Source organism: Williamsia sp. SKLECPSW1 (assembly GCF_054332755.1).
Genome location: NZ_JBTGLI010000002.1, coordinates 329,417 through 351,264, shown reverse-complemented (window position 1 = coordinate 351,264; position 21,848 = coordinate 329,417). Strand labels below are relative to the sequence as shown.

18 protein-coding genes are annotated in these 21,848 nt (G+C 70.2%); 11 read left to right on the top strand and 7 right to left on the bottom strand.

From position 1 onward, the window contains the following. The first annotated feature begins 66 nt into the window (after positions 1-66). The 9 genes from uvrC (at position 67) to ppc (ending at position 11,595) form a co-directional block, all read left to right on the top strand. A complete protein-coding gene (uvrC, locus tag ACXVUM_RS17485; RefSeq protein WP_458523197.1) occupies positions 67-2,139 on the top strand; it encodes an excinuclease ABC subunit UvrC in 2,073 nt (690 codons plus the stop codon). Next, the gene (gene rapZ, locus ACXVUM_RS17480) at positions 2,136-3,098 is read left to right on the top strand and encodes an RNase adapter RapZ (RefSeq protein ID WP_458523196.1); all 963 of its coding nucleotides are present in this window, start codon (positions 2,136-2,138) and stop codon (positions 3,096-3,098) included. The genes uvrC and rapZ overlap by 4 nt, the downstream gene beginning before the upstream one ends. Next, positions 3,095-4,147, top strand: a complete 1,053-nt coding sequence (locus ACXVUM_RS17475) for a gluconeogenesis factor YvcK family protein (RefSeq protein ID WP_458523195.1) — start codon at positions 3,095-3,097, stop codon at positions 4,145-4,147. Before rapZ ends, ACXVUM_RS17475 begins: the two co-directional genes overlap by 4 nt. 131 nt (positions 4,148-4,278) lie before the next feature. Then, positions 4,279-5,256, top strand: coding sequence for a DNA-binding protein WhiA (gene whiA, locus ACXVUM_RS17470; RefSeq protein WP_458523547.1), 978 nt, complete (start codon positions 4,279-4,281; stop codon positions 5,254-5,256). A gap of 110 nt (positions 5,257-5,366) precedes the next feature. Beyond that, positions 5,367-6,383, top strand: coding sequence for a type I glyceraldehyde-3-phosphate dehydrogenase (gap, locus tag ACXVUM_RS17465; protein WP_458523194.1), 1,017 nt, complete (start codon positions 5,367-5,369; stop codon positions 6,381-6,383). Between the two features lie 14 nt (positions 6,384-6,397). Continuing rightward, on the top strand, positions 6,398-7,609 hold the full coding sequence (locus ACXVUM_RS17460) for a phosphoglycerate kinase (RefSeq protein WP_458523193.1): 1,212 nt from the start codon (positions 6,398-6,400) through the stop codon (positions 7,607-7,609). After that, positions 7,610-8,398 (top strand): triose-phosphate isomerase, encoded by a 789-nt coding sequence (gene tpiA / locus ACXVUM_RS17455; protein WP_458523192.1) that lies wholly within the window; start codon positions 7,610-7,612, stop codon positions 8,396-8,398. A gap of 76 nt (positions 8,399-8,474) precedes the next feature. Beyond that, a complete protein-coding gene (gene secG, locus ACXVUM_RS17450; protein ID WP_299574640.1) occupies positions 8,475-8,708 on the top strand; it encodes a preprotein translocase subunit SecG in 234 nt (77 codons plus the stop codon). 55 nt (positions 8,709-8,763) lie between these two features. Beyond that, on the top strand, positions 8,764-11,595 hold the full coding sequence (gene ppc, locus ACXVUM_RS17445) for a phosphoenolpyruvate carboxylase (RefSeq protein ID WP_458523191.1): 2,832 nt from the start codon (positions 8,764-8,766) through the stop codon (positions 11,593-11,595). A gap of 116 nt (positions 11,596-11,711) precedes the next feature. Here ppc and pgl read toward each other — a convergent pair whose 3' ends face one another. Genes pgl through tkt form a run of 5 tightly spaced genes read right to left on the bottom strand, consistent with a single transcriptional unit; the run spans position 11,712 to position 18,188 of the window. Continuing rightward, positions 11,712-12,452, bottom strand: a complete 741-nt coding sequence (gene pgl / locus ACXVUM_RS17440; RefSeq protein WP_458523190.1) for a 6-phosphogluconolactonase — start codon at positions 12,450-12,452, stop codon at positions 11,712-11,714. Continuing rightward, positions 12,449-13,372 carry a glucose-6-phosphate dehydrogenase assembly protein OpcA gene (locus tag ACXVUM_RS17435; RefSeq protein WP_458523189.1) on the bottom strand — a complete coding sequence of 308 codons (924 nt, stop codon included), beginning with the start codon at positions 13,370-13,372 and terminating at the stop codon, positions 12,449-12,451. The genes pgl and ACXVUM_RS17435 overlap by 4 nt, the downstream gene beginning before the upstream one ends. A 43-nt stretch (positions 13,373-13,415) precedes the next feature. Then, positions 13,416-14,957: a glucose-6-phosphate dehydrogenase gene (zwf, locus tag ACXVUM_RS17430; protein ID WP_458523188.1), complete on the bottom strand. Its 1,542-nt coding sequence runs from the start codon at positions 14,955-14,957 to the stop codon at positions 13,416-13,418. A gap of 7 nt (positions 14,958-14,964) precedes the next feature. Next, positions 14,965-16,083 (bottom strand): transaldolase, encoded by a 1,119-nt coding sequence (gene tal / locus ACXVUM_RS17425; RefSeq protein WP_458523187.1) that lies wholly within the window; start codon positions 16,081-16,083, stop codon positions 14,965-14,967. Continuing rightward, a complete protein-coding gene (gene tkt / locus ACXVUM_RS17420) occupies positions 16,080-18,188 on the bottom strand; it encodes a transketolase (protein WP_458523186.1) in 2,109 nt (702 codons plus the stop codon). Before tkt ends, tal begins: the two co-directional genes overlap by 4 nt. 288 nt (positions 18,189-18,476) lie before the next feature. Here tkt and ACXVUM_RS17415 point away from each other — a divergent pair, with 288 nt between their 5' ends. Continuing rightward, entirely contained in the window at positions 18,477-19,457 is a 981-nt protein-coding gene (locus tag ACXVUM_RS17415; RefSeq protein ID WP_458523185.1) for a heme o synthase, read from the top strand. Between the two features lie 10 nt (positions 19,458-19,467). On the opposite strand, the gene ACXVUM_RS17410 is transcribed toward ACXVUM_RS17415, so the two are convergent. Beyond that, a complete protein-coding gene (locus tag ACXVUM_RS17410; protein ID WP_458523184.1) occupies positions 19,468-20,451 on the bottom strand; it encodes a quinone oxidoreductase family protein in 984 nt (327 codons plus the stop codon). Positions 20,452-20,485: 34 nt separating this feature from the next. Between ACXVUM_RS17410 and ACXVUM_RS17405 the strand changes: the two genes are divergently transcribed. Beyond that, the gene (locus ACXVUM_RS17405; protein ID WP_458523183.1) at positions 20,486-20,821 is read left to right on the top strand and encodes a hypothetical protein; all 336 of its coding nucleotides are present in this window, start codon (positions 20,486-20,488) and stop codon (positions 20,819-20,821) included. Between the two features lie 24 nt (positions 20,822-20,845). On the opposite strand, the gene ACXVUM_RS17400 is transcribed toward ACXVUM_RS17405, so the two are convergent. After that, positions 20,846-21,835 carry a COX15/CtaA family protein gene (locus tag ACXVUM_RS17400; protein ID WP_458523546.1) on the bottom strand — a complete coding sequence of 330 codons (990 nt, stop codon included), beginning with the start codon at positions 21,833-21,835 and terminating at the stop codon, positions 20,846-20,848. Between the last annotated feature and the right edge of the window lie 13 nt (positions 21,836-21,848).

Here is a 21,848-nt window from a genome sequence, read left to right as displayed (position 1 = left end):
CGCGACCCCCGGAGGGCTGACGCCAGCCCACCCTCGACGTCACAGGGGCGTACTAGCCTGGTCGTCGTGCCCGATCCGACCACGTACCGCCCGGCTCCGGGGAGCATCCCGACCTCGCCGGGCGTCTACAAGTTCCGGGACCCGCACGGCCGCGTGATCTACGTGGGCAAGGCCAAGAGCCTGCGTTCCCGCCTCACCTCGTATTTCGCCGATCTGTCATCGCTGCACCCACGCACCCGCCGCATGGTCACGACCGCCGGGTCCGTGGAGTGGACGGTCGTCACCACCGAGGTCGAGGCACTGCAGCTCGAATACAACTGGATCAAGCAGTTCGACCCGCGGTTCAACGTCCGCTACCGCGACGACAAGTCGTATCCGATGCTCGCGGTCACCCTGAACGAGGAGTACCCGCGCCTGTTCGTCTACCGCGGTCCGCGCCGGAAGGGTGTCCGCTACTTCGGTCCGTACGCCCACGCCTGGGCGATCCGCGAGACGCTCGACCTGTTGACCCGCGTGTTCCCGGCGCGGACGTGCTCGGCCGGGGTGTTCAAGCGGCACGGCCAGATCGACCGACCCTGCCTGCTGGGCTACATCGACAAGTGTTCCGCGCCCTGTGTGGGACGTGTCGATGCCGCCGAACACCGGCAGATCGTCGAGGACTTCTGCGATTTCCTCGCCGGTCGGACGGACCGTCTGATCCGCAACCTCGAGAACCAGATGGCGGACGCCGCAGCCGATCTCGACTTCGAGCGGGCTGCGCGTCTGCGCGACGACGTCGGCGCCCTCAAACGTGCGCTGGAGAAGCAGGCCGTCGTCCTCGGCGACGGTACCGACGCCGACGTCATCGCCATGGTCGCCGATCAGCTCGAGGTGTCGGTGCAGATGTTCCATGTCCGCGGTGGGCGCGTCCGCGGTCAGCGTGGCTGGGTCGTCGAACGCGTCGACGACCTGTCGGGTCGCGACGACGGCGACGAGCCGGATCTGTCCGAACAGGTGGCTCAGTTCCTCACGCAGTTCTACGGCGAGCAGGTCGACCAGGCGGCCACCGTCGCCGACGGGGAGGCGGGCGGCCTGGAGACCGTGCCCCGACAGGTGCTCGTGCCCGTCCTCCCGCCCGACGCCGACGAGTTCGCCGACTGGCTCTCCGGGCTGCGCGGCGCCCAGGTGAGCCTGCGCGTGCCACAGCGTGGCGACAAGAAGGCGCTCTTCGACACCGTCGAGCGCAACGCCGGCGAGGCGTTGACCCAGCACAAGCTCAAGCGCGCAGGCGATCTCACCACCCGATCGGCCGCACTGACCGAGATCCAGGAGACCCTCGGCCTCGACGACGCCCCGCTGCGCATCGAGTGCATCGACATCTCGCACGTGCAGGGGACCGACGTCGTGGCGTCGCTCGTCGTGTTCGAGGACGGATTGCCCCGCAAGTCCGACTACCGCCACTACGGGATCAAGGAGGCAGCCGGCGGCGGACGCAGCGACGACGTCGCCTCCATCGCCGAGGTCACCCGCCGTCGGTTCCTGCGGCATCGGGCCGACGCCCACCGCAGCGACCCCTCCGATCCCACCGCGACCGTGTCCTCGGCGACCGGTCCCGACACCGCTGCGGACCCCGCGCTCGGCCCCGCGTCGGACAACGGCGGCGACATGGCGCCGGAGGCGGCGATCGATCCCGCCACCGGGCGACCCCGTCGGTTCGCCTACCCGCCCAACCTGTTCGTCGTCGACGGTGGCGGCCCGCAGGTGCGTGCGGCCGCCGAGGTGCTCGACGAACTCGGCGTCACCGACGTGGCGGTCATCGGTCTCGCGAAACGTCTCGAGGAGGTGTGGACCCCCGACGACGACGAGCCGGTGATCTTCCCGCGCACCAGCGAGGCGCTGTTCCTGCTGCAGCGCGTTCGCGACGAGGCCCACCGCTTCGCGATCACCTACCACCGCAGCAAGCGCAGCAAGCGGATGACCGCCTCCGCGCTCGACGGCGTGCCCGGACTGGGCGAGACCCGTCGCAAGGCCCTCGTGACCCACTTCGGCTCCGTCGCCCGGCTGAAGAAGGCGTCGGTGGAGGAGATCGCCGGGGTCCCCGGCATCGGTCCGTCGACCGCGGCGGCGGTCCAGCGAGCACTGGGGGAGACCGCCTCATGAGCGACGACCGGCAGCACACGCACGACGGGTTGCCCGCCGAGGACGGCGCGGGCCGCGACATGGACGTCCTGCTCGTGACCGGCATGTCGGGTGCGGGCCGTGGCACGGTCGCGCGCCTGCTGGAGGACCTGGGTTGGTACGTCACCGACAACGTCCCGTCCCCGCTCATCCCGCGCACCGTCGTCGCCGCGCGCGAGGAGGTCCCCGGCACGAGTCGTGTCGCCGTGGTGATGCGTACCCCCACCGCCGCGTTCGCGGCCGGCGTCAGCGACGTGCGGTCCGGCCTCGAGTCGACCGGGGCCGCGGTCCGACTGCTCTTCCTCGACGCCGACGACGCCGCCCTCGTCCGCCGCTACGAGCAGGTCCGCCGCAGCCACCCGTTCCAGCAGAACGGCACCCTCGTCGACGCCATCGCCCGCGAGAGGTCCGCACTCGCCGGGGTGTCGGAGTCCGCGGACCTCGCGGTGGACACGTCGGGGCTGTCGGTGACCGCGTTGCGCACCATCGTCGACAACGCGTTCGCGCAGCCGGCGGGCACCGATGTCCGGATCACGGTGCAGTCCTTCGGGTTCAAGTACGGGATCCCCATCGACGCCGACCTCGTCGCCGACGTGCGGTTCCTCCCCAACCCGTACTGGGTCGCGGATCTGCGTGACCTCACCGGGCGGGACGAGCCGGTGTCACGCTACGTCCTGGGCCAGACCGGTGCCGACCCATGGCTCGACGCCTACGAGCGCATCGTGCGTCTCACCGCGGAGGGGTACACGCGGGAGGGCAAGCGCTACATGACCGTCGCGATCGGCTGCACCGGCGGCAAACACCGCAGCGTCGCCATGTCCACCGAGCTGGCGCGTCGTCTGTGCGGCCCCGCCGCCGACGGTTCCTGGTCGGGGTCGTCGGCGGCCGACCTGACGCCGTTCGACGCCCGCGCCGTCCATCGTGATCTGGGACGCGAATGACCGGCCACGGACCACGATCGGTCGTCGCCCTCGGCGGGGGCCACGGCCTCTACGCCACCGTCACCGCGTTGCGCATGGTCTGCGACCACGTCACCGCGGTCGTCACCGTCGCCGACGACGGCGGCTCGTCGGGGCGGTTGCGTTCCGAGCTGGGGGTCATCCCGCCGGGGGACCTGCGGATGGCGCTCGCGGCGCTCCTCGAGGCCGGCGCCGCAGACGCCGACGACCCGTCCGTGCGGTGGGCAACCGTGCTGCAACACCGTTTTCGCGGTCGGGGCGCACTGGCGGGACACCCGATCGGCAACCTGCTGCTCGCCGGTCTGTCCGAACACCTCGGTGACCCCGTCGCAGCGCTCGACGCACTGGTCGACCTGTTCGGCATCCGTGGCCGGGTGCTGCCGATGTCGACGGTGCCACTCGGCATCGAGGCCGACGTCTCCGGACTCGAGGACGATCCCCGCATCAGTCGGTCGATCGCAGGACAGGTCGCCGTGGCGACGACACCGGGCAAGGTCCGCCGCGTCCGTCTGCTGCCTGCCGACCCGCCTGCCTGTGACGCAGCCGTCGAGGCCATCCTCGCCGCGGATCTCGTGACCCTCGGGCCGGGGTCGTGGTTCTCCAGCGTCATCCCGCACGTGCTGGTGCCCGCCCAGCTGGCGGCCCTTCGCGACACGTCCGCGCGGCGGGTGCTGTTCGTCAACCTGGCGCCCGAACCGGGTGAGACGAGCGGATTCTCGGTCGAACGTCACCTGCACGTCCTGCATGCCCACGCCGACGACCTCCGCGTCGACGACGTCGTCATCGACGGTGCGTCGGTGCCGTCGGAGCGGGAGCGCGACCACGTGCGCCGTGCCGCGGACCGCTTCGGTGCGACCCTGCACGTGGGGGACCTGGCCCGCCCCGGCACCCACGTACACGACCCCGCGAAAGTGGCCGCCATGGTGCATACGCTGACCGGCGTCCCGCGTGGTGGCTACGCTGACGGGGCCGACCGGCAGGTCGGATCGGCCGGTGACGGTGCGCGGGAGGGCACACCGTCGACGGGGTGAGCGCCGGGTTCGACGCGGCCGCGACGCCGGCCGCCACGGGGGACGTGACGACGCGACGAGACGAGATCCGGGCCAGCCCGGGGAAGACCGACTCCGGGCACGCCCGGGCAGGAGGACGACAACCGGTGGCGATGACAGCGGCCGTCAAGGACGAGCTCAGTCGGCTCGTCGTGACCCAGACGAGTTGCCGGCGGGCCGAGGTCTCCGCGCTCCTGCGGTTCGCCGGCGGTCTGCACATCGTCGCCGGCCGGGTGATCGTGGAGGCCGAGGTCGACCTCGGCAACGTCGCCCGGCGGCTGCGCAAGGAGATCTTCGACCTCTACGGCTACAACTCCGAGGTGCACGTGTTGCGCAGCGGTGGCATCCGCAAGGGGGCGCGGTACGTCGTGCGCGTCACCAAGGACGGTGAGGCGCTCGCCCGGCAGACCGGTCTGCTCGACATGCGCGGTCGTCCTGTGCGGGGGCTGCCGGCACAGGTGGTCGGCGGCGGAGTCGCGGACGCGGAGGCCGCCTGGCGCGGCGCGTTCCTGGCCCACGGATCGCTGACCGAACCGGGACGCTCGTCGGCGCTGGAGGTCAGCTGCCCCGGCCCGGAGGCCGCTCTGGCTCTCGTCGGGGCCGCGCGCCGGCTCGGTGTCCCCGCCAAGGCGCGCGAGGTGCGTGGCGCGGACCGCGTCGTCATCCGTGACGGCGAGGCCATCGGGGCGCTGCTCACCCGCATGGGTGCCCAGGACACCCGGTTGACGTGGGAGGAACGGCGGATGCGCCGCGAGGTGCGCGCCACCGCCAACCGTCTGGCGAACTTCGACGACGCGAACTTGCGCCGCTCGGCTCGTGCCGCCGTCGCCGCGGCCGCGCGTGTGGAGCGTGCGCTGGAGATCCTCGGCGACTCCGTGCCCGGACACCTGCTGGCGGCCGGACGGCTGCGTGTCGAACACCGGCAGGCCTCGCTCGAGGAGCTCGGTCAGCTCGCCGACCCCCCGATGACGAAGGACGCCGTCGCCGGACGTATCCGGCGGCTGCTGTCGATGGCCGACAAGAAGGCGGCCGTCGACGGCATCCCCGACACCGAGTCCGCGGTGACTGCAGACCTGCTGGACGAGGCCTGAGGGTCCGCCCGAGACCGCCCGTCGCGAGCGGGAGAGGGCCCGATTAGGGTGGTCGGTGACGCGGGCAGTGTGGCTCGCACCACCGCAACTGCAGCACAAGGGAGCACAACGTGACCGTTCGGGTAGGCGTCAACGGATTCGGTCGGATCGGCCGGAACTTCTTTCGCGCCGTCGAGGCCCAGAAGGCCCTCGGCACCACCGACATCGAGATCGTCGCGGTCAACGACCTCACCGACAACGACACTCTCGCCCACCTGCTCAAGTTCGACTCCATCCTCGGCCGCCTCCCGCAGGACGTGAGCGCCTCGGGCGACACCATCACCGTGGGCGACCAGGAGATCAAGGGTCTCTCGGTCAAGGAGGGCCCGTCGGCGCTCCCGTGGGGCGATCTCGGTGTCGACGTCGTCGTCGAGTCGACCGGCATCTTCACCGCGCGCGACAAGGCCCAGGGCCACCTCGACGCCGGCGCGAAGAAGGTCATCATCTCCGCGCCCGCCTCCGACGAGGACATCACCATCGTCATGGGTGTGAACGACGACAAGTACGACGGCAGCCAGAACATCATCTCCAACGCGTCGTGCACCACCAACTGCCTGGGCCCGCTGGCCAAGGTCCTCAACGACGAGTTCGGCATCGTCAAGGGCCTGATGACGACGGTCCACGCCTACACCCAGGACCAGAACCTCCAGGACGGTCCCCACAAGGACCTGCGTCGCGCGCGTGCGGCGGCGATCAACGTGGTCCCGACCTCCACCGGCGCAGCCAAGGCGATCGGCCTGGTGCTGCCCGAACTCAAAGGCAAGCTCGACGGCTACGCACTGCGCGTGCCCATCCCGACCGGCTCGGTCACCGACCTCACCGCCCACCTCGCGAAGTCGGCGACCGTCGACGAGATCAACGCGGCGATGAAGGCCGCCGCGGAGGGACCGCTCAAGGGCATCCTCAAGTACTACGACGCGCCGATCGTCTCCTCGGACATCGTCACCGACCCGCACAGCTCGCTGTTCGACGCCGGCCTGACCAAGGTCATCGACGATCAGGCCAAGGTCGTGTCCTGGTACGACAACGAGTGGGGCTACTCGAACCGTCTGGTCGACCTCATCGGCCTCGTCGGCAAGTCCCTCTGAGCGGCGCGCACACGATGGCGCTGCAGACGCTGCAGGACCTCCTCGACGCCGGGGTGTCCGGCCGCATCGTGCTGGTGCGGTCGGACCTCAACGTCCCGCTCGACGGCTCGACGATCACCGACCCGGGCCGCATCGTGGCCTCGGCACCGACGATCGCGAAGCTGGCCGACGCGGGTGCCGCGGTGATCGTGACCGCGCACCTCGGACGGCCGAAGGGCGAACCCGACCCGAAGTACTCCCTCGCACCGGTCGCGCAGCGGCTCGGCGAAGAACTCGGTCGCAACGTCCAACTGGCCTCCGACGTCGTCGGCACCGACGCTCTGGCGCGTGCCGAGGGCCTCACCGACGGTGACGTGCTCCTGCTGGAGAACGTCCGCTTCGACGCGCGGGAGACGTCCAAGGACGCCGCCGAGCGCACGAAGCTGGCGCAGGCCCTGGCCGAACTCGTCGGCGACGACGGCGCGTTCGTCTCCGACGGCTTCGGTGTGGTGCACCGTGAGCAGGCATCGGTCTACGACGTCGCGAAGTTGTTGCCGCACTACGCCGGTGACCTCGTGCGGTCCGAGGTCGAGGTGCTCCGCAAGCTCACCGCCGAGGTCGAACGGCCCTACGCCGTCGTCCTGGGCGGGTCGAAGGTGTCGGACAAGCTCGGTGTCATCGAGGCGCTCGCGCCGAAGGTGGACACCCTCGTCATCGGCGGCGGGATGGCCTTCACCTTCCTCGCGGCGCAGGGGTACTCGGTCGGCACGTCGCTGCTGCAGGACGATCAGATCGACGTCTGCAAAGACCTGCTCGAGCGCTTCGGCGACGTCATCCACCTCCCGGTCGACGTCGTCGTCGCCGACTCCTTCTCGGCGGATGCCGAGGCGAAGACGGTCGCCTCCTCGGAGATCCCGGACGGCTGGATGGGCCTGGACATCGGCCCGGAGTCGGTCAAGCGCTTCACCGCGGTGCTCTCGGGTGCACGCACTGTCTTCTGGAACGGCCCGTCGGGGGTGTTCGAGTTCGAGAAGTTCGCGGACGGAACCCGGGGTGTCGCCGAGGCGATCGCCGCAGCGACCGCACAGGGTGCGTTCAGCGTCGTCGGCGGTGGCGACTCCGCGGCCGCCGTGCGGGCCCTGGGCCTGCCGGACTCCGACTTCTCGCACATCTCGACCGGCGGCGGCGCGTCGCTGGAGTACCTGGAGGGCAAAGAGCTCCCCGGGCTGACGGTCCTGGAGGACTGAGTGGCAACCCGCAAACCGCTCATCGCCGGCAACTGGAAGTGCAACCTGAACCACCTCGAGGCGATCGCCCTGGTGCAGAAGATCGCTTTCGCGTTGCCCGCGAAGTACTTCGACCACGTCGACGTGACGGTGATCCCACCGTTCACCGACATCCGCAGCGTGCAGACTGTCGTCGACGGCGACAAGCTGCTGATCACCTACGGGGCGCAGGACCTGTCGCAGCACGACTCGGGGGCCTACACCGGTGAGATCAGCGGCGCATTCCTCGCCAAGCTGGGTTGCTCGTACGTCGTCGTCGGGCACTCCGAGCGACGCACCCTGCACGGTGAGACCGACGAGGTGGTGCTGGCGAAGGCGACGGCCGCGCTGCGGCACGAACTCACCCCGATCGTGTGCATCGGCGAGGGCCTGGAGATCCGCGAGGCCGGTGACCACGTCGCCCACAACGTCGCGCAGCTGCGTGGATCGCTGGCCGGGTTGAGCCCCGAGCAGATCGCCCGCGTGGTGATCGCCTACGAGCCGGTGTGGGCGATCGGCACCGGTCGGGTCGCCTCGGCTGCGGACGCGCAGGAGGTGTGCGCCGCCGTACGCGCGACCGTGCGTGAGCTCGCCGGTGACGACGTCGCGGCGGCGGTCCGTGTGCTCTACGGCGGATCGGTGAACGCCAAGAACGTCGGCGAGATCGTCGGCCAGTCCGACATCGACGGGGCCCTCGTCGGGGGTGCGTCGCTCAAGTCCGACGAGTTCGCGACGCTGTCGGCGATCGCCGCGGGCGGGCCCCTTCCCTGATCACCCAGGATCGGCACGTACACTCGCACGGTGCACGGCCGGGGTCCGGTCGTGCCCACGATCGGAGAGGAATCGCGTGAAGCTCGCGCTGGACATCGGACTGGTGGTCACCAGTGTGCTGATGGTCGTCCTGGTGCTCCTGCACCGCGGCAAGGGCGGCGGCCTCTCGTCGCTGTTCGGCGGCGGCGTGCAGTCGAGTCTGTCCGGGTCGAGCGTCGTCGAGCGCAACCTCGACCGCCTGACGATCTTCGTCGGCATCATCTGGTTCATCTTCATCCTGGGCATCGGCCTGGACATCAAGCTGTCCTGACCGCCCGCGACGCGCGTGCAGCGCGCGCCCGGCGCATGCGCGGGATACTGGTGCCATGACCGACACCGGAATTGCGCCCACCGATCCCGATGCGACGTTCGCGGCTCCCTCGGATGCCCCGGTCACGTCGACGGCCACCGGCCGTACCGCCACCGAGCCGCTCCGACAGGACATCCGGCTGCTGGGCGGGCTGCTCGGGGACGTGGTCCGCGAGCACGCCGGCGACGAGATCTTCGACCTCGTGGAGCGCTCCCGCGTCGAGTCGTTCCGGGTGCGGCGGTCGGAGATCGATCGCGGCGAACTGGCCGACGTCCTGGCCCGGGTCGACACGGCGTCGGCCATCCCGGTCATCCGCGCCTTCTCGCATTTCGGGTTGCTGGCCAACCTCGCCGAGGACATCCACCGGGAACGCCGGCGTGCCATCCACGTCCGCGCCGGTGAGCCCCCCGTCGCCAGTTCCCTCGCCGCCACCTGGGCGAAGCTCGACGCCGCCGACCTGTCCGACGCGCGCGTGGGGGAGGCGCTGTCGTCGGCGGCCGTGATCCCGGTCATCACCGCACACCCCACGGAGACCCGCCGCCGCACCGTGTTCGAGGTGCAGCGACGCATCACCGACCTCATGCGCTACCGCGACCGCACCGACCTCACCCCGGACGAGGACGCGGAGGTGACGGAGGCGCTCCGTCGGCAGATCCTCACCCTGTGGCAGACAGCGCTCATCCGGCTCGAGCGCCTGCGGATCGAGGACGAGATCGAGGTCGGCCTCCGGTACTACGACGCATCCTTCTTCGAGGTCATCCCGTCGCTGAACGCCTCCCTCCGCGACCACCTGCGGGACCAGTACCCCGAGGCGCGTCTCCCCGAGGTGCCGATCGTGCGCATGGGGTCGTGGATCGGTGGTGACCGCGACGGCAACCCGTTCGTGAACGGTGACATCGTCTCGTTGGCGACCGGGCGTGCCGCACGCACCGCACTCGATCACCACCTCGGCGAACTGACCCTGCTCGCACAGGAACTGAGCATGTCGTCGCGGCTGGTGACGGTCACCGACGCGGTCGTCGAACTCGGTGGCGCCGACACCGGTGACGTCGCCGCGGACGAGCCGTACCGACTCGCCCTGCGGCGCATCCGGTCCCGGCTCCTCGCGACCGTCCGGGACCGCTTCGGCGACGATGCCGCCACCGCGGGACCTCTCGACGACCAGACGGCGCCGGCGTACGAGACGGCGGCGGAGTTGCTCGCCGACCTCGACGTCGTCGACGAGTCGCTCCGCGTCAACCGTGACGGCGCCCTGGCCGACGACCGGCTGCTGCGGCTGCGGGAGTCGGTGCGTACGTTCGGGTTCCACCTGTCGGGTCTGGACATGCGGCAGAACTCCGACGTGCACGAGGAGGTCGTCGCCGAGCTGCTCGCCTGGGCAGGCGCCCACGACGACTACACGTCCCTGTCGGAGGACGAGCGCGTCACGCTGCTCACCCGCGAACTGTCGCACCGGCGTCCGCTCCTGGGTCCCGGTGCAGAGCTGGGGGAGCTCGCGGCAAAGGAGATCGGCATCGTGCGGTCGGCGGCCCGCGCTGTCGCCGCGTACGGCCCGGAGTCCGTGCCCAACTACGTGATCAGCATGTGCACGTCGGTCAGCGACATGCTCGAGGCGCTGCTGCTCCTCAAGGAGGCGGGTCTGTTCGACCCCGCGGACGGTGACACCCCACGGTGCACGGTGCGCGTGGTCCCGCTCTTCGAGACCATCGAGGACCTGCATCAGGGTGCGACGACCCTGCGGGCGGTGCTCGACGTCCCGCTCTACCGCGCGCTGATCACCGCGCAGGGCGAGACCCAGGAGATCATGCTGGGCTACTCCGACTCGAACAAGGACGGCGGCTACATGGCCGCGAACTGGGCGCTCTACCGCGCCGAACTCGACCTCGTCGAGGCAGCGCGCGAAGCCGGTATCCGGCTGCGCCTCTTCCACGGTCGCGGTGGCACGGTGGGCCGTGGCGGCGGGCCGAGCTACGACGCGATCCTCGCTCAGCCACCGGGCGCGGTGCAGGGTGCGCTGCGGATCACCGAGCAGGGTGAGGTCATCGCGGCGAAGTACGCCGAACCCGTTCTGGCACGTCGGAACCTCGAGACGCTCGTCGCTGCGACACTGGAGTCGACCCTGCTCGACGTGGAGGGTCTCGGCGACGACGCGACGTCGGCCTACTCCGATCTCGACGAGATCGCCGGTCTGGCGCGGACCGCGTACTCGGCGCTGGTGCACGACACCCCGGGGTTCGTCGAGTACTTCACCACGTCGACGCCGCTGTCGGAGATCGGCGCGTTGAACATCGGCAGCCGTCCGGCCTCGCGGAAGCAGACCGAGAAGATCTCCGACCTGCGTGCGATCCCGTGGGTGCTGTCGTGGACGCAGTGCCGCGTCATGCTGCCCGGGTGGTACGGCACCGGATCGGCGTTCGAGCAGTGGATCGGCGACGACCCCGAGCGCCTCGAGACGCTCCGCCGCTACCACCGGACCTGGCCGTTCTTCTCCACGGTGCTGTCCAACATGGCGCAGGTGCTGGCCAAGTCCGATCTCGGCCTCGCAGAACGGTATTCGCACCTCGTCGCCGACGAGGACCTGCGGTCACGCGTGTTCGGGATGATCACCGAGGAGCACCGGCGGACGGTGCGGATGTACTTCGCGATCACCGAGAGCGACGATCTGTTGGCCGACAACCCCGCGTTGGCCCGGTCGGTGTTCAACCGGTTCCCCTATCTCGAGCCGCTCAACCTGCTGCAACTCGAGTTGCTGCGCCGGTTCCGTTCCGGTGACGACTCACCCCAGGTGCGTCGGGGCATCCAGCTGACGATGAACGGCCTCGCGACCGCACTCCGCAACAGCGGGTAGCCGAGCGCTCGGCGTTCGCAGCCGCCCACTCGACGTCGGCAGCCGCCCGATCGACGTCCGCAACCGCCCACTCGACGGGGACGTCGGGTGGGTGGCTGGGTGTCAGAGGTGAGAGGTCAGAGGTCGGAGGAGGCGGCGGCGTCGACGAACCAGACGGTCGCCTCCGTCCCGGCCACGGACGCACACGGCCAAGCCGACGCGTCCCCACCACCGACACCTGCGGCGACAGCCTGCGCCTTCTCCGCACCCGCGACGAGGAACCACACCTGCCGTGCCCGGTTCACCGCCGGGACCGTCAGCGTGATGCGACGCGGGGGCGGCTTCGGAGAGTCCTCCACGGCGACGACGGTCGCGTCCCGCTCGGCGAGGGCGTCGGTGTGCGGGAACAGCGAGTTGATGTGCCCCTCGCCGCCCATGCCGAGGAGATGGACGTCGAACGTCGGCGTGGGTTCGCCGTCCCCGCGCTCCCGGAGCACGCGCGCGTAGTCCTGCGCGGCCGCGGTGATGTCGTCGCCGAACTCACCGTCGCTCGGCGCCATGACGAACACCCGATCGGGGTCGACGTCGACGTGGTCCAGCAGAGCGTCGCGGGCCTGGCCGACGTTGCGCTCGTCGTCGCCCTCGCGCACGAAGCGGTCGTCACCGAACCAGATGTCCACCGACCGCCAGTCGACGTCGGATCCGTTGTCGCGCAGCCATTCCAACAGCGCGATGCCGTTGCTGCCGCCGGTGAGGACCACCGACGCCGATCCGCGGTCACGCTGAGCCGCGACCACCGTCTCCACGAGACGGCCACCTGCGGCCTGCACCAGTTCGGACGCATCGGCCACCTCGACGACCTCAGGACGAACGCTCACGCCGGGACCTCCGCTCCGGGTCGGGTCAGCCGCTGCACACCCTGCAGGGCCAGGTGATAGATCTCGTCGGGGTCGAGCCGCCGCAACTCCTCGGCGATGCACTCCCGGGTGCCGCGCGTCGACATGGCGATCCGCCCGTCGGGGCGGCCCGGGTTGCTCAGCACCGCGTTGTTGTTCTGGTCGACGGCCAGGACGAGCGGTCCCGACTCACGGTCGAGTCGGATCTCGAAGCTCCCGACACCACGGTGCACGGTCGTGCCGAGCTGCGCCTGCAACCATCCCGCCAGCAGGTCGATCGACGGCGAGTGGGCCGGGCCGGTGACGGTGGCCGAGCGCACCGGTTCGAGCGGCGGCCGGTCGAGCGATGCGGTGAGGATGGCGCGCCAGTACGTGATCTGCGACCACGCGAGGTCCGAGTCGCCGGGGGAGTAGCTCTCCAGCCGCGTCGCCAGGATCTCGTCGGGGTCGGCGGCGTGCGCGGCGTCGGTGATGCGACGGGTCGCGAGCTTGCCCAGTGGATCTCCCGCCGGGTCGGCGGGTGCCTCGCCGGGCCACCAGGTCACCACCGGGGTGTCGGGCAGCAGGAACGGTGTCACGACACTCGCCGCGTGCTGGGTCAGATCTCCGTAGAGGCGCAGCACCACCACCTCCGACGCACCCGCGTCGCCACCGACACGGATCTGCCCGTCGAGCCGGGTCGCCGCCGCCGGGTTGCCCAGCGACACCACGATCACGCGGCAGGGGTGCTCACGGCTGGCGTCGTTGGCGGCGTCGATCGCGCCCTCGGTGGGCTGCCCCTCGGCCGCACACACCACGAGCGTCAACACACGACCGAGAGTGACGGCGCCGCCCGTCTCGCGGATCGACACCAGCTTCTTGCTCACCTTCTCGGTGGTCGTTGCCGGCAGGTCGAGGATCACCGGGTGGGCTCCTTCGGTGGCTGGAACGGTGGGCGGGTGGCGCTCACGGACGACGCCAGGTGCGTCCGACGCGCGACATCATCTCGTCGGCCGATCGCGGACCCCACGTACCGGACTCGTAGGTGTCGGGACGTCCGGCCTGCGCCCAGTGCTCCAGGACGGGGTCGAGGATGCGCCACGACAACTCGACCTCGTCGTTGACGGGGAACAGGGACGGCTCACCGAGCAACACGTCGAGGATGAGCCGCTCGTAGGCCTCCGGGGAGGACTCGGTGAACGCCTGCCCGTAGCTGAAGTCCATGTTGACGTCGCGGACCTGCATGCTCGAGCCGGGCACCTTCGAGCCGAACCGCAACGTGATGCCCTCATCCGGCTGCACCCGGATGACCAGGGCGTTCTCGCCGAGCTCCTCGGTCATCGTCTTGTCGAACGGCAGGTGCGGAGCCCGTTTGAACACCAGGGCGATCTCGGTGACCCGGCGGCCCAGGCGTTTGCCGGTCCGCAGGTAGAACGGCACCCCGGCCCAGCGCCGGCTGTCGACCTCGACGGCGATCGCCGCGTAGGTCTCGGTGGTCGAGTCGGCGGCGAAGCCCTCCTCGTCGACCAGTCCGAGGACCTCGCTGCTGCCCTGCCACCCGGGCCCGTACTGGCCGCGGGCGGTGTTCAGGTCGTAGGGCAGCACGTTGCGCGTCGCGGAGAGGACCTTGATCTTCTCCGCCTGCAACTCGCGGGGCTCGAACGAGACCGGCTCCTCCATCGCCACCAGCGCCAACAGCTGCAGCAGATGGTTCTGGATGACGTCGCGGGCCGCGCCGATGCCGTCGTAGTACCCGGCCCGCCCGCCGAGACCGATGTCCTCGGCCATGGTGATCTGCACGTGGTCGACGTAGTGCGAGCTCCACAGCGGGTCGAACAACTGGTTGGCGAAGCGCAACGCCAGGATGTTCTGGACGGTCTCCTTGCCGAGGTAGTGATCGATGCGGAACACCGAGTCCTCCGGGAAAACGCGGTTGACCACCGCGTTGAGTTCCTGCGCGCTGCGCAGGTCGTGCCCGAACGGCTTCTCGATGACGACCCGACGCCAGTGCTCCTCGGTCTGCTCGGCCAGACCCGACCGCTGCAGCTGCTCGCACACCGTCGGGAACGCACCCGGCGGGATCGACAGGTAGAAGGCGTGGTTGCCGTCGGTGCCCCGCTGCTGGTCGAGCTCGGCGAGGATCGACGACAGCCGGTCGAACGCGGCGTCGTCGTCGAAGGCTCCCTGCACGAACCGGAAGCCCTCCGAGAGCCGCTCCCACACCTCCTCGCGGAACGGTGTGCGCGCGTGTTGCCGTACCGCGTCGTGCACGATCTGACCGAAGTCCTGGTCGTCCCACTCGCGTCGGGCGAACCCGACCAACGCGAAGCTGGGCGGGAGCAGGCCACGGTTGGCCAGGTCGTAGACGGCCGGCATCAACTTGCGGCGGGCCAGGTCGCCGGTCACACCGAAGATGACGAGGCTGCAGGGCCCGGCGATGCGGGGCAACCGCTTGTCGCGCGAGTCCCGCAGCGGATTCGACCACCCGGTCTCGACGGTCGCTGTCACGGGCGGATCAGCCCTTGGCTGCGTCGAGTTGCTCCTGGGTCGCGTCGAGCAGCTCACCCCAGGCCTTCTCGAACTTGTCGACGCCCTCGTTCTCCAGGGTGAGGAACACGTCGTCGAGGTCGATGCCGACCTCGGAGAGCTTCGCGAAGACCTCCTCGGACTCCGGTCCCCGGCCCACCAGCGACTCGGTGTCCACCTCGCCGTGGTCGGCGAAGGCGTCCATCGTCTTCTCCGGCATGGTGTTGACGGTGTTGGGGGCGACGAGCTCGCCGACGTACATGGTGTCGGGGTAGTCGGGGTTCTTGACGCCCGTCGACGCCCACAGCGCACGCTGGGGGAGCGCGCCCTCGGCGACGAGGCCCTGGAACCGCGACCCGACCTCGAACACCTGCTGGTAGGCGACGTAGGCCAGTCGGGCGTTGGCCAGAGCGGCCTTGCCCTTGAGTTCGACCGCGTCGGGGGTGCCGATCGCGTCGAGGCGGTTGTCGATCTCGGTGTCGACGCGCGAGACGAAGAACGACGCCACCGACAGGATGGTCGACAGGTCGTGGCCGGCGGCCTTGGCCTGCTCGATGCCGTCGAGGTAGGCGTCCATCACGGCGCGGTAGCGCTCGACGGAGAAGATCAGCGTGACGTTGACGCTGATGCCCTCGGCGAGGGTCTTGGTGATCGCCGGCAGGCCCTCCTGGGTGGCCGGGATCTTGATGAACATGTTGGGCCGGTCGACGGTCTTCCACAGGTCGATCGCCTGGGCGGCGGTCTTGTCGGCGTCGTGGGCGATGCGCGGATCGACCTCGATCGAGACGCGACCGTCGACACCGTTGGTTGCGTCGTAGACCGGACGCAGGACGTCGCAGGCGTTGCGGACGTCGTCGGTGGTCACCGTGCGAACCGTCGAGTCCACGTCTGCGCCACGGGCGGCGAGCTCACGGACCTGGTCGTCGTAGGCCGACCCGGACGACAACGCCGCCTGGAAGATCGACGGGTTGGTGGTGACGCCGACGACCGACTTGGTCTCGACGAGCTCGGCGAGGTTGCCCGACGAGATGCGCTCGCGCGACAGGTCGTCGAGCCACACCGAGACGCCGGCGTCGGAGAGGGCCTTGAGGTTCTTGTTCTGGCTCATGCGGATTGTCCCTTCACGGTCGTGATGGAGCGCTGCGCTGCTGCGACGACGGCCTCGACGGTGAAGCCGTACTCGCGGAACAGTGTCTGGTAGTCGGCGGATTCCCCGAAGTGCTCGAGGGAGATGATCTCGCCGTGTCCGCCGACGATCGGGTACCACGGCATCGCGATGCCGGCCTCGACGGAGACGCGGGCGGTCACGGTCGGCGGCAGCACCTGGTCGCGGTAGTTGCCGTCCTGGCTCATGAACCACTCGATGCACGGCATCGAGACCACGCGGGTACCGATGCCCTTCTCCTCGAGAGCGGCGGCGCCGTCGACGGCGAGCGACAGCTCCGACCCGGTGGCGACGAGGATCACCTCGGGCTCGGGTGTCGACGACTCCTTCAGGACGTAGCCGCCCTTGGAGACGCCCTCTGCCGACGTCCCCTCGAGGATCGGGATGTTCTGGCGGGTCAGTGCGAGGCCGACCGGCCCGCTGCTCGACGACCGCGCGATCACCGACTTCCACGCGAACGCGGTCTCGTTGGCGTCGCCGGGCCGGACCACCGACAGGTTCGGGATCGCCCGGAGCGCCGCGAGGTGCTCGACCGGCTGATGGGTCGGGCCGTCCTCGCCGAGGCCGATCGAGTCGTGGGTCCAGATGTAGATGGGGTCGATGTCCATCAGCGACGCCAGGCGCACCGCGGGACGCATGTAGTCGGAGAACTGCATGAACGTGCCGCCGTAGACGCGGGTCGGTCCGTGCAGCACGATGCCCGAGAGGATCGCGCCCATCGCGTGCTCGCGGACACCGAAGTGCAGGGTGCGGCCGTAGGGCTCGGCGTCCCAGTCGTCGGTCGAGATCGACGTCGGGCCGAAGGACGTCGCGCCCTCGATGGTGGTGTTGTTCGAGCCGGCGAGGTCGGCCGAACCACCCCACAGCTCGGGCAGCACCGGGCCGAGCGCACCGAGCACCGTGCCCGAGGCGGCGCGAGTCGCGACGGCCTTGTCGCCGGGGTTCCAGGTGGGCAGCACGTCGGCCCAGCCGTCGGGCAGTTCGTCCTTGGTCAGCCGGTCGAGCAGGGCGCGCCGTTCGGGGTTGGCCGACGACCACTTCTCGAACTCGTCGGACCATGCCTCGTGGGCGTGGCGTCCGCGCTCGAGGAGGCCGCGGGTGTGCGTGATCACGTCGTCGTCGACCTCGAAGGTCTTCTCCGGGTCGAAGCCGAGGATCTTCTTGACCTCGGCCACCTCGTCGTCACCGAGGGCCGCGCCGTGCGCTGCACCGGTGTTCATCTTGGTCGGTGCCGGGTAGCCGATGATGGTGCGCAGGACGATGATCGACGGCTTGTCGGTGACGGCCTTGGCCGCGTCGATGGCCTCGAGGATCCCGGTGACGTTCTCACCGCCCTCGACGTACTGCACGTGCCAGCCGTAGGCCTCGTAGCGCTTGGCGGTGTCCTCGCTCAGCGCGATGTCGGTGTTGTGCTCGATGGAGATCTTGTTGTCGTCGTAGAAGACGATGAGGTTGCCGAGCTGCTGGGTGCCCGCGAGCGACGACGCCTCGCTGGTGACGCCCTCCTCGATGTCGCCGTCCGAGGCGATCGCATAGATGTGGTGGTCGAACACGCTCTCGCCCTCGGGCGCGTCGGGATCGAAGAGACCGCGCTCCCGGCGGGCGGCCATCGCCATGCCGACCGCCGACGCCAGGCCCTGGCCGAGGGGACCGGTCGTGATCTCCACGCCTCGGGTGTGCCGGAACTCGGGGTGACCGGGGGTCTTCGACTTGAAGGTGCGCAGGGCCTCGAGATCCGACAGCTCCAGGCCGAAACCGCCGAGGTAGAGCTGGATGTAGAGGGTGAGGCTCGAATGCCCGCACGACAGCACGAAACGGTCGCGACCGAGCCAGGCGGTGTCGTTGGGGTCGTGCCGCATCACACGCTGGAACAGCGTGTAGGCGAGCGGCGCGAGGCTCATCGCGGTACCGGGGTGACCGGATCCACACTTCTGCACCGCGTCGGCCGCGAGCACACGCACGGTGTCCACGGCGCGGGTGTCCACGTCGGTCCAGTCGTCGGGGTGTGACGGTTGGGTGAGGGAACGGATCTCGTCTGTCACAGCCACGATGCGGGGGTCTCCTGGTGTCGGTGCGGTGGGGGATGGCGGTCCGGGTCGCCTGGCGGGCGCGGACCCGTTCCCAGCCTAGTCGCCACGGAGACGCCTGTGACGCCGACGCGGGTGCGGTCGCCGGGGACGCGAGGACGTGTCCGTTTGTGGCCGGGAGGGTCGCTCCGTCTACCATTCCCTGTAGTAGACACACGCGGAGGAGCCCACGGGTTCGCCGCGTCGCGTGGACCAGCCGGGTGAGTGTCGGTACGCCCCGGGTCGATCGGGACGGGTGCAGGAGAGTCAGTGGAGATCGGGCACAGCGGCGCACGCACGTCGGCCGCGACCCGTCCCGACGACGCACCGTCCTCGGGTCCTCTCACGCCTGCCCGGCGCGCACGCGATCTGCTGATGGCCTACGTCGCACTCACCAAACCTCGCGTCATCGAACTGTTGCTGGTCGCCACGGTCCCGGTGATGCTGCTGGCCGATCGCGGGTCGGTCGACATCGTGCTCATCGCGGTGACGTTGGTCGGTGGATGGTTGGGTGCCGCGAGCGCCAACACCTTGAACATGGTCGTCGACGCCGACATCGACCAGAAGATGAAGCGGACCGCCCGGCGCCCGCTGGCCCGCCACGCCGTCGGTCGCGGCCAGGCCTTCGTCTTCGGCGTCGTGCTGGGTATCGCCTCGTTCGCCGTGTTGTGGTCGTTCGCCAACCTGTTGGCCGCCCTGCTGGTGACGGCGACGATCGCCTTCTACGTCCTCGTCTACACGATGGTCCTCAAGCGTCGCACCTGGCAGAACGTGGTCTGGGGAGGCGCCGCCGGCTGCATGCCCACACTCGTCGGATGGGCCGCGGTCACCGGGTCGATCTCGTGGCAGCCGATCGTGCTGTTCCTCGTGGTGTTCTTCTGGACACCGCCGCACACCTGGGCGTTGGCGATGCGCTACAAGGACGACTACGCCGCCGCGGGCGTGCCGATGCTGCCCGTGGTCGCGACCGAGCAGCAGGTGGCCCGGCAGATGGTGTTCTACACCTGGGCCACCGTCGCGGCGACCCTCGTCCTCATCGCAGCGACCGGATGGATCTACGCCGTCGTCGCGGTGCTCGCCGGCGCCTGGTTCCTGCGCGCCGTCCACAAGCTGTACGCCGGGACCCGTCGTGGCGAGCCGATCGCCCCGCTGCGGGTCTTCCTGCAGTCGAACGAGTACCTGGCCGTCGTCTTCTGCGGCCTCGCCATCGACTCCGTCGTGCACCTGCCGACGGTGCTCTCCACCTTCTGACCGGTCCCGCTCACGGGATGAGCGCGATGGATCCCGTCGTCGTCCGCCCCTCGAGGTCGGTGTGTGCCCGCGCGGCCTGCTCGAGTGGATGGCGGTGATCGACGCGCATGGGCAGCCGGCCGTCGGCGAGGGCCGCCATCACCTCCGAGGTGCGCCACGCGAACTCGTCGGCGTCGGCGATGTGATGTGCGAGCGTCGGCCGCGTGACGAACAGTGATCCCAGACCGTTGAGACGCTGCAGGTCGAAGGGCGGGACCGGCCCGCTCGCGGCGCCGAAGAGGGCGACGGTGCCGCGCACCGCCGTCGCGGCGAGGCTCTGCTCGAAGGTGTCGGCACCCACCCCGTCGTAGGTGGCGACGACGCCCCTGCCGTCGGTGAGTTCGCGGACCTTCTCGGCGACGTCGTCGCCGTAGCGCAGGACGTGCGCCGCGCCCGCGTCGCGGGAGAGCTCCGCCTTGGCGTCGGTCGAGACGGTGGTGATCACCCGGACACCGCGCGCCGTCGCCAGTCGGGTCAGGATCAGTCCGACGCCGCCCGCACCTGCATGCATCAGGACGGTGTCCGGGCCGGCCGGGTCGTCGCCGCCACGGGGGTGGGACACACCGTCGAGCAGGTAGTGGGCGGTGCACCCCTGGAGCAGGACGGTCGCGGCGACGGCGTCCTCGACGCCGTCGGGCACCACCACCGTGCGGTGGGCGGGGACGGCGACGAGTTCGGCGTAGCTGCCCGGCGCGTCGCACCATGCGACGCGGGTCCCGACGGCGGGCTCACCGACACCGTCACCGACGGCCACGACTGTGCCCGCGCCCTCCGATCCGGGGATGTAGGGCGGTGAGGACGGGTAGTACCCCGACCGCAGATAGGTGTCGATGAAGTTGACCCCGACACCTCCCACCCGTACGAGGACCTCGCCCGGACCGGGGGTCGGGTCGTCGACGGTGACGATCTCGAGGACCTCGGGACCGCCGTGGCGGGTGACATGGACTGCACGCATGGGACCGTTCTACCGCCCGGATAGGATCGGCGGCATGGCTGACGACACCGCAACCGAATCCGCCCAGGCCACCGATGTCCGCGCGCCGAAGGCGGCCGTGGCGGCGGCGACGCGTTTCGTCCGACAGGGCGGTGGCTCGGCGAAGGCCGTCATCGAGCCGATCGGTGCCGCAGGTGTGCGGATCCTGATGGTCGCCGAGGACGGTGGCGTGATGGGGGATCAGGTCGTCCGCGACGTCGCGTCCGCCCATGCCGTCGTCGACGCGGTCGAGGGCCTCACGACCGCGGAGTGGGATCGGGAACTCACCTCCACGGCCACCCCCCGGCCGGGGCACTGGCGTCAGATGGCCGGGTGGGTCGCCAACACCTGACCCACTGCGCCGGTTCGCCGGCGGTCAGCTCTCGGCGTGCTCGCCGACCACCGTGGTGGTCCGCTCCTCCGAGGGGATCAGTCGTCGCGGCCGCAGCGAGGACCACAGTGCCGCGGTCGCGGCGACGCAGGCGGCGGCACCGGCGACGTGCAGGACCACCAGCGCCTCCGGGATGCCCGTCGCGTACTGGGTGATGCCGATCGCGGCCTGCACCACGATGAGTGCGACGACGACGTACAGCCGCCGACGGATGGCCGCGGAGGCACCGACCGCGGCGAGCCCGAAGCCGAGCGCGACGATCAGCGCGAGGTAGGCCACCATCATCTCGGCGTGGAAGTGCACGAGTGTGGTGATCGCGATGGCCAGGCGCGGGACGGGCTTCTCGATGCTGGCGTCGCCGGCGTGCGGACCGGCGCCGGTGACCATGGTCCCGGCGACGAGGACGACCGACATCAGCGCCGCCGACAGGAGCGTGAGCCCGCGCAGCGGCGCGGGGACGAGGGGGAGGGCCTCGCCGTCGTCGGGTTCGCGGACCTTCTGCAGGAGCAGCACCGACAACCAGACCATCGCCATCGAGACCAGGAGGTGGATCGCGACCGTCCACCAGAGCAGGCCGGTGAGCACGGTGATCCCACCGATGACGGCCTGCGCGACCGTCGACAGGGGCATCAACCAGGCGTAGACGCGGACCTCGCGGCGGCGGTTCGCCCGGGTCACGGCGATCACGATCGCCGCGGCGGTGAGCACGACCGCGAAGGTGAGCAGCCGGTTGCCGAACTCCACCGCCTGGTGGATGCCCGCGACCGCCTGATGGGGTTCGGGGGTGAAGCTGCCCGGGAAGCACTGCGGCCACGTGGGGCAGCCGAGACCGGACGAGGTCACCCGCACGATGGATCCGGTGACCGCGATACCCGCCTGGGTCAGGACCACCAGGACGGCGATGACGGTCTGCACCCGGAGGGAGACCGCGGGCAGGAGATTGACGAGCCGGACGAAGCCGCGTTGGAGCACGATGACGATGCTATCG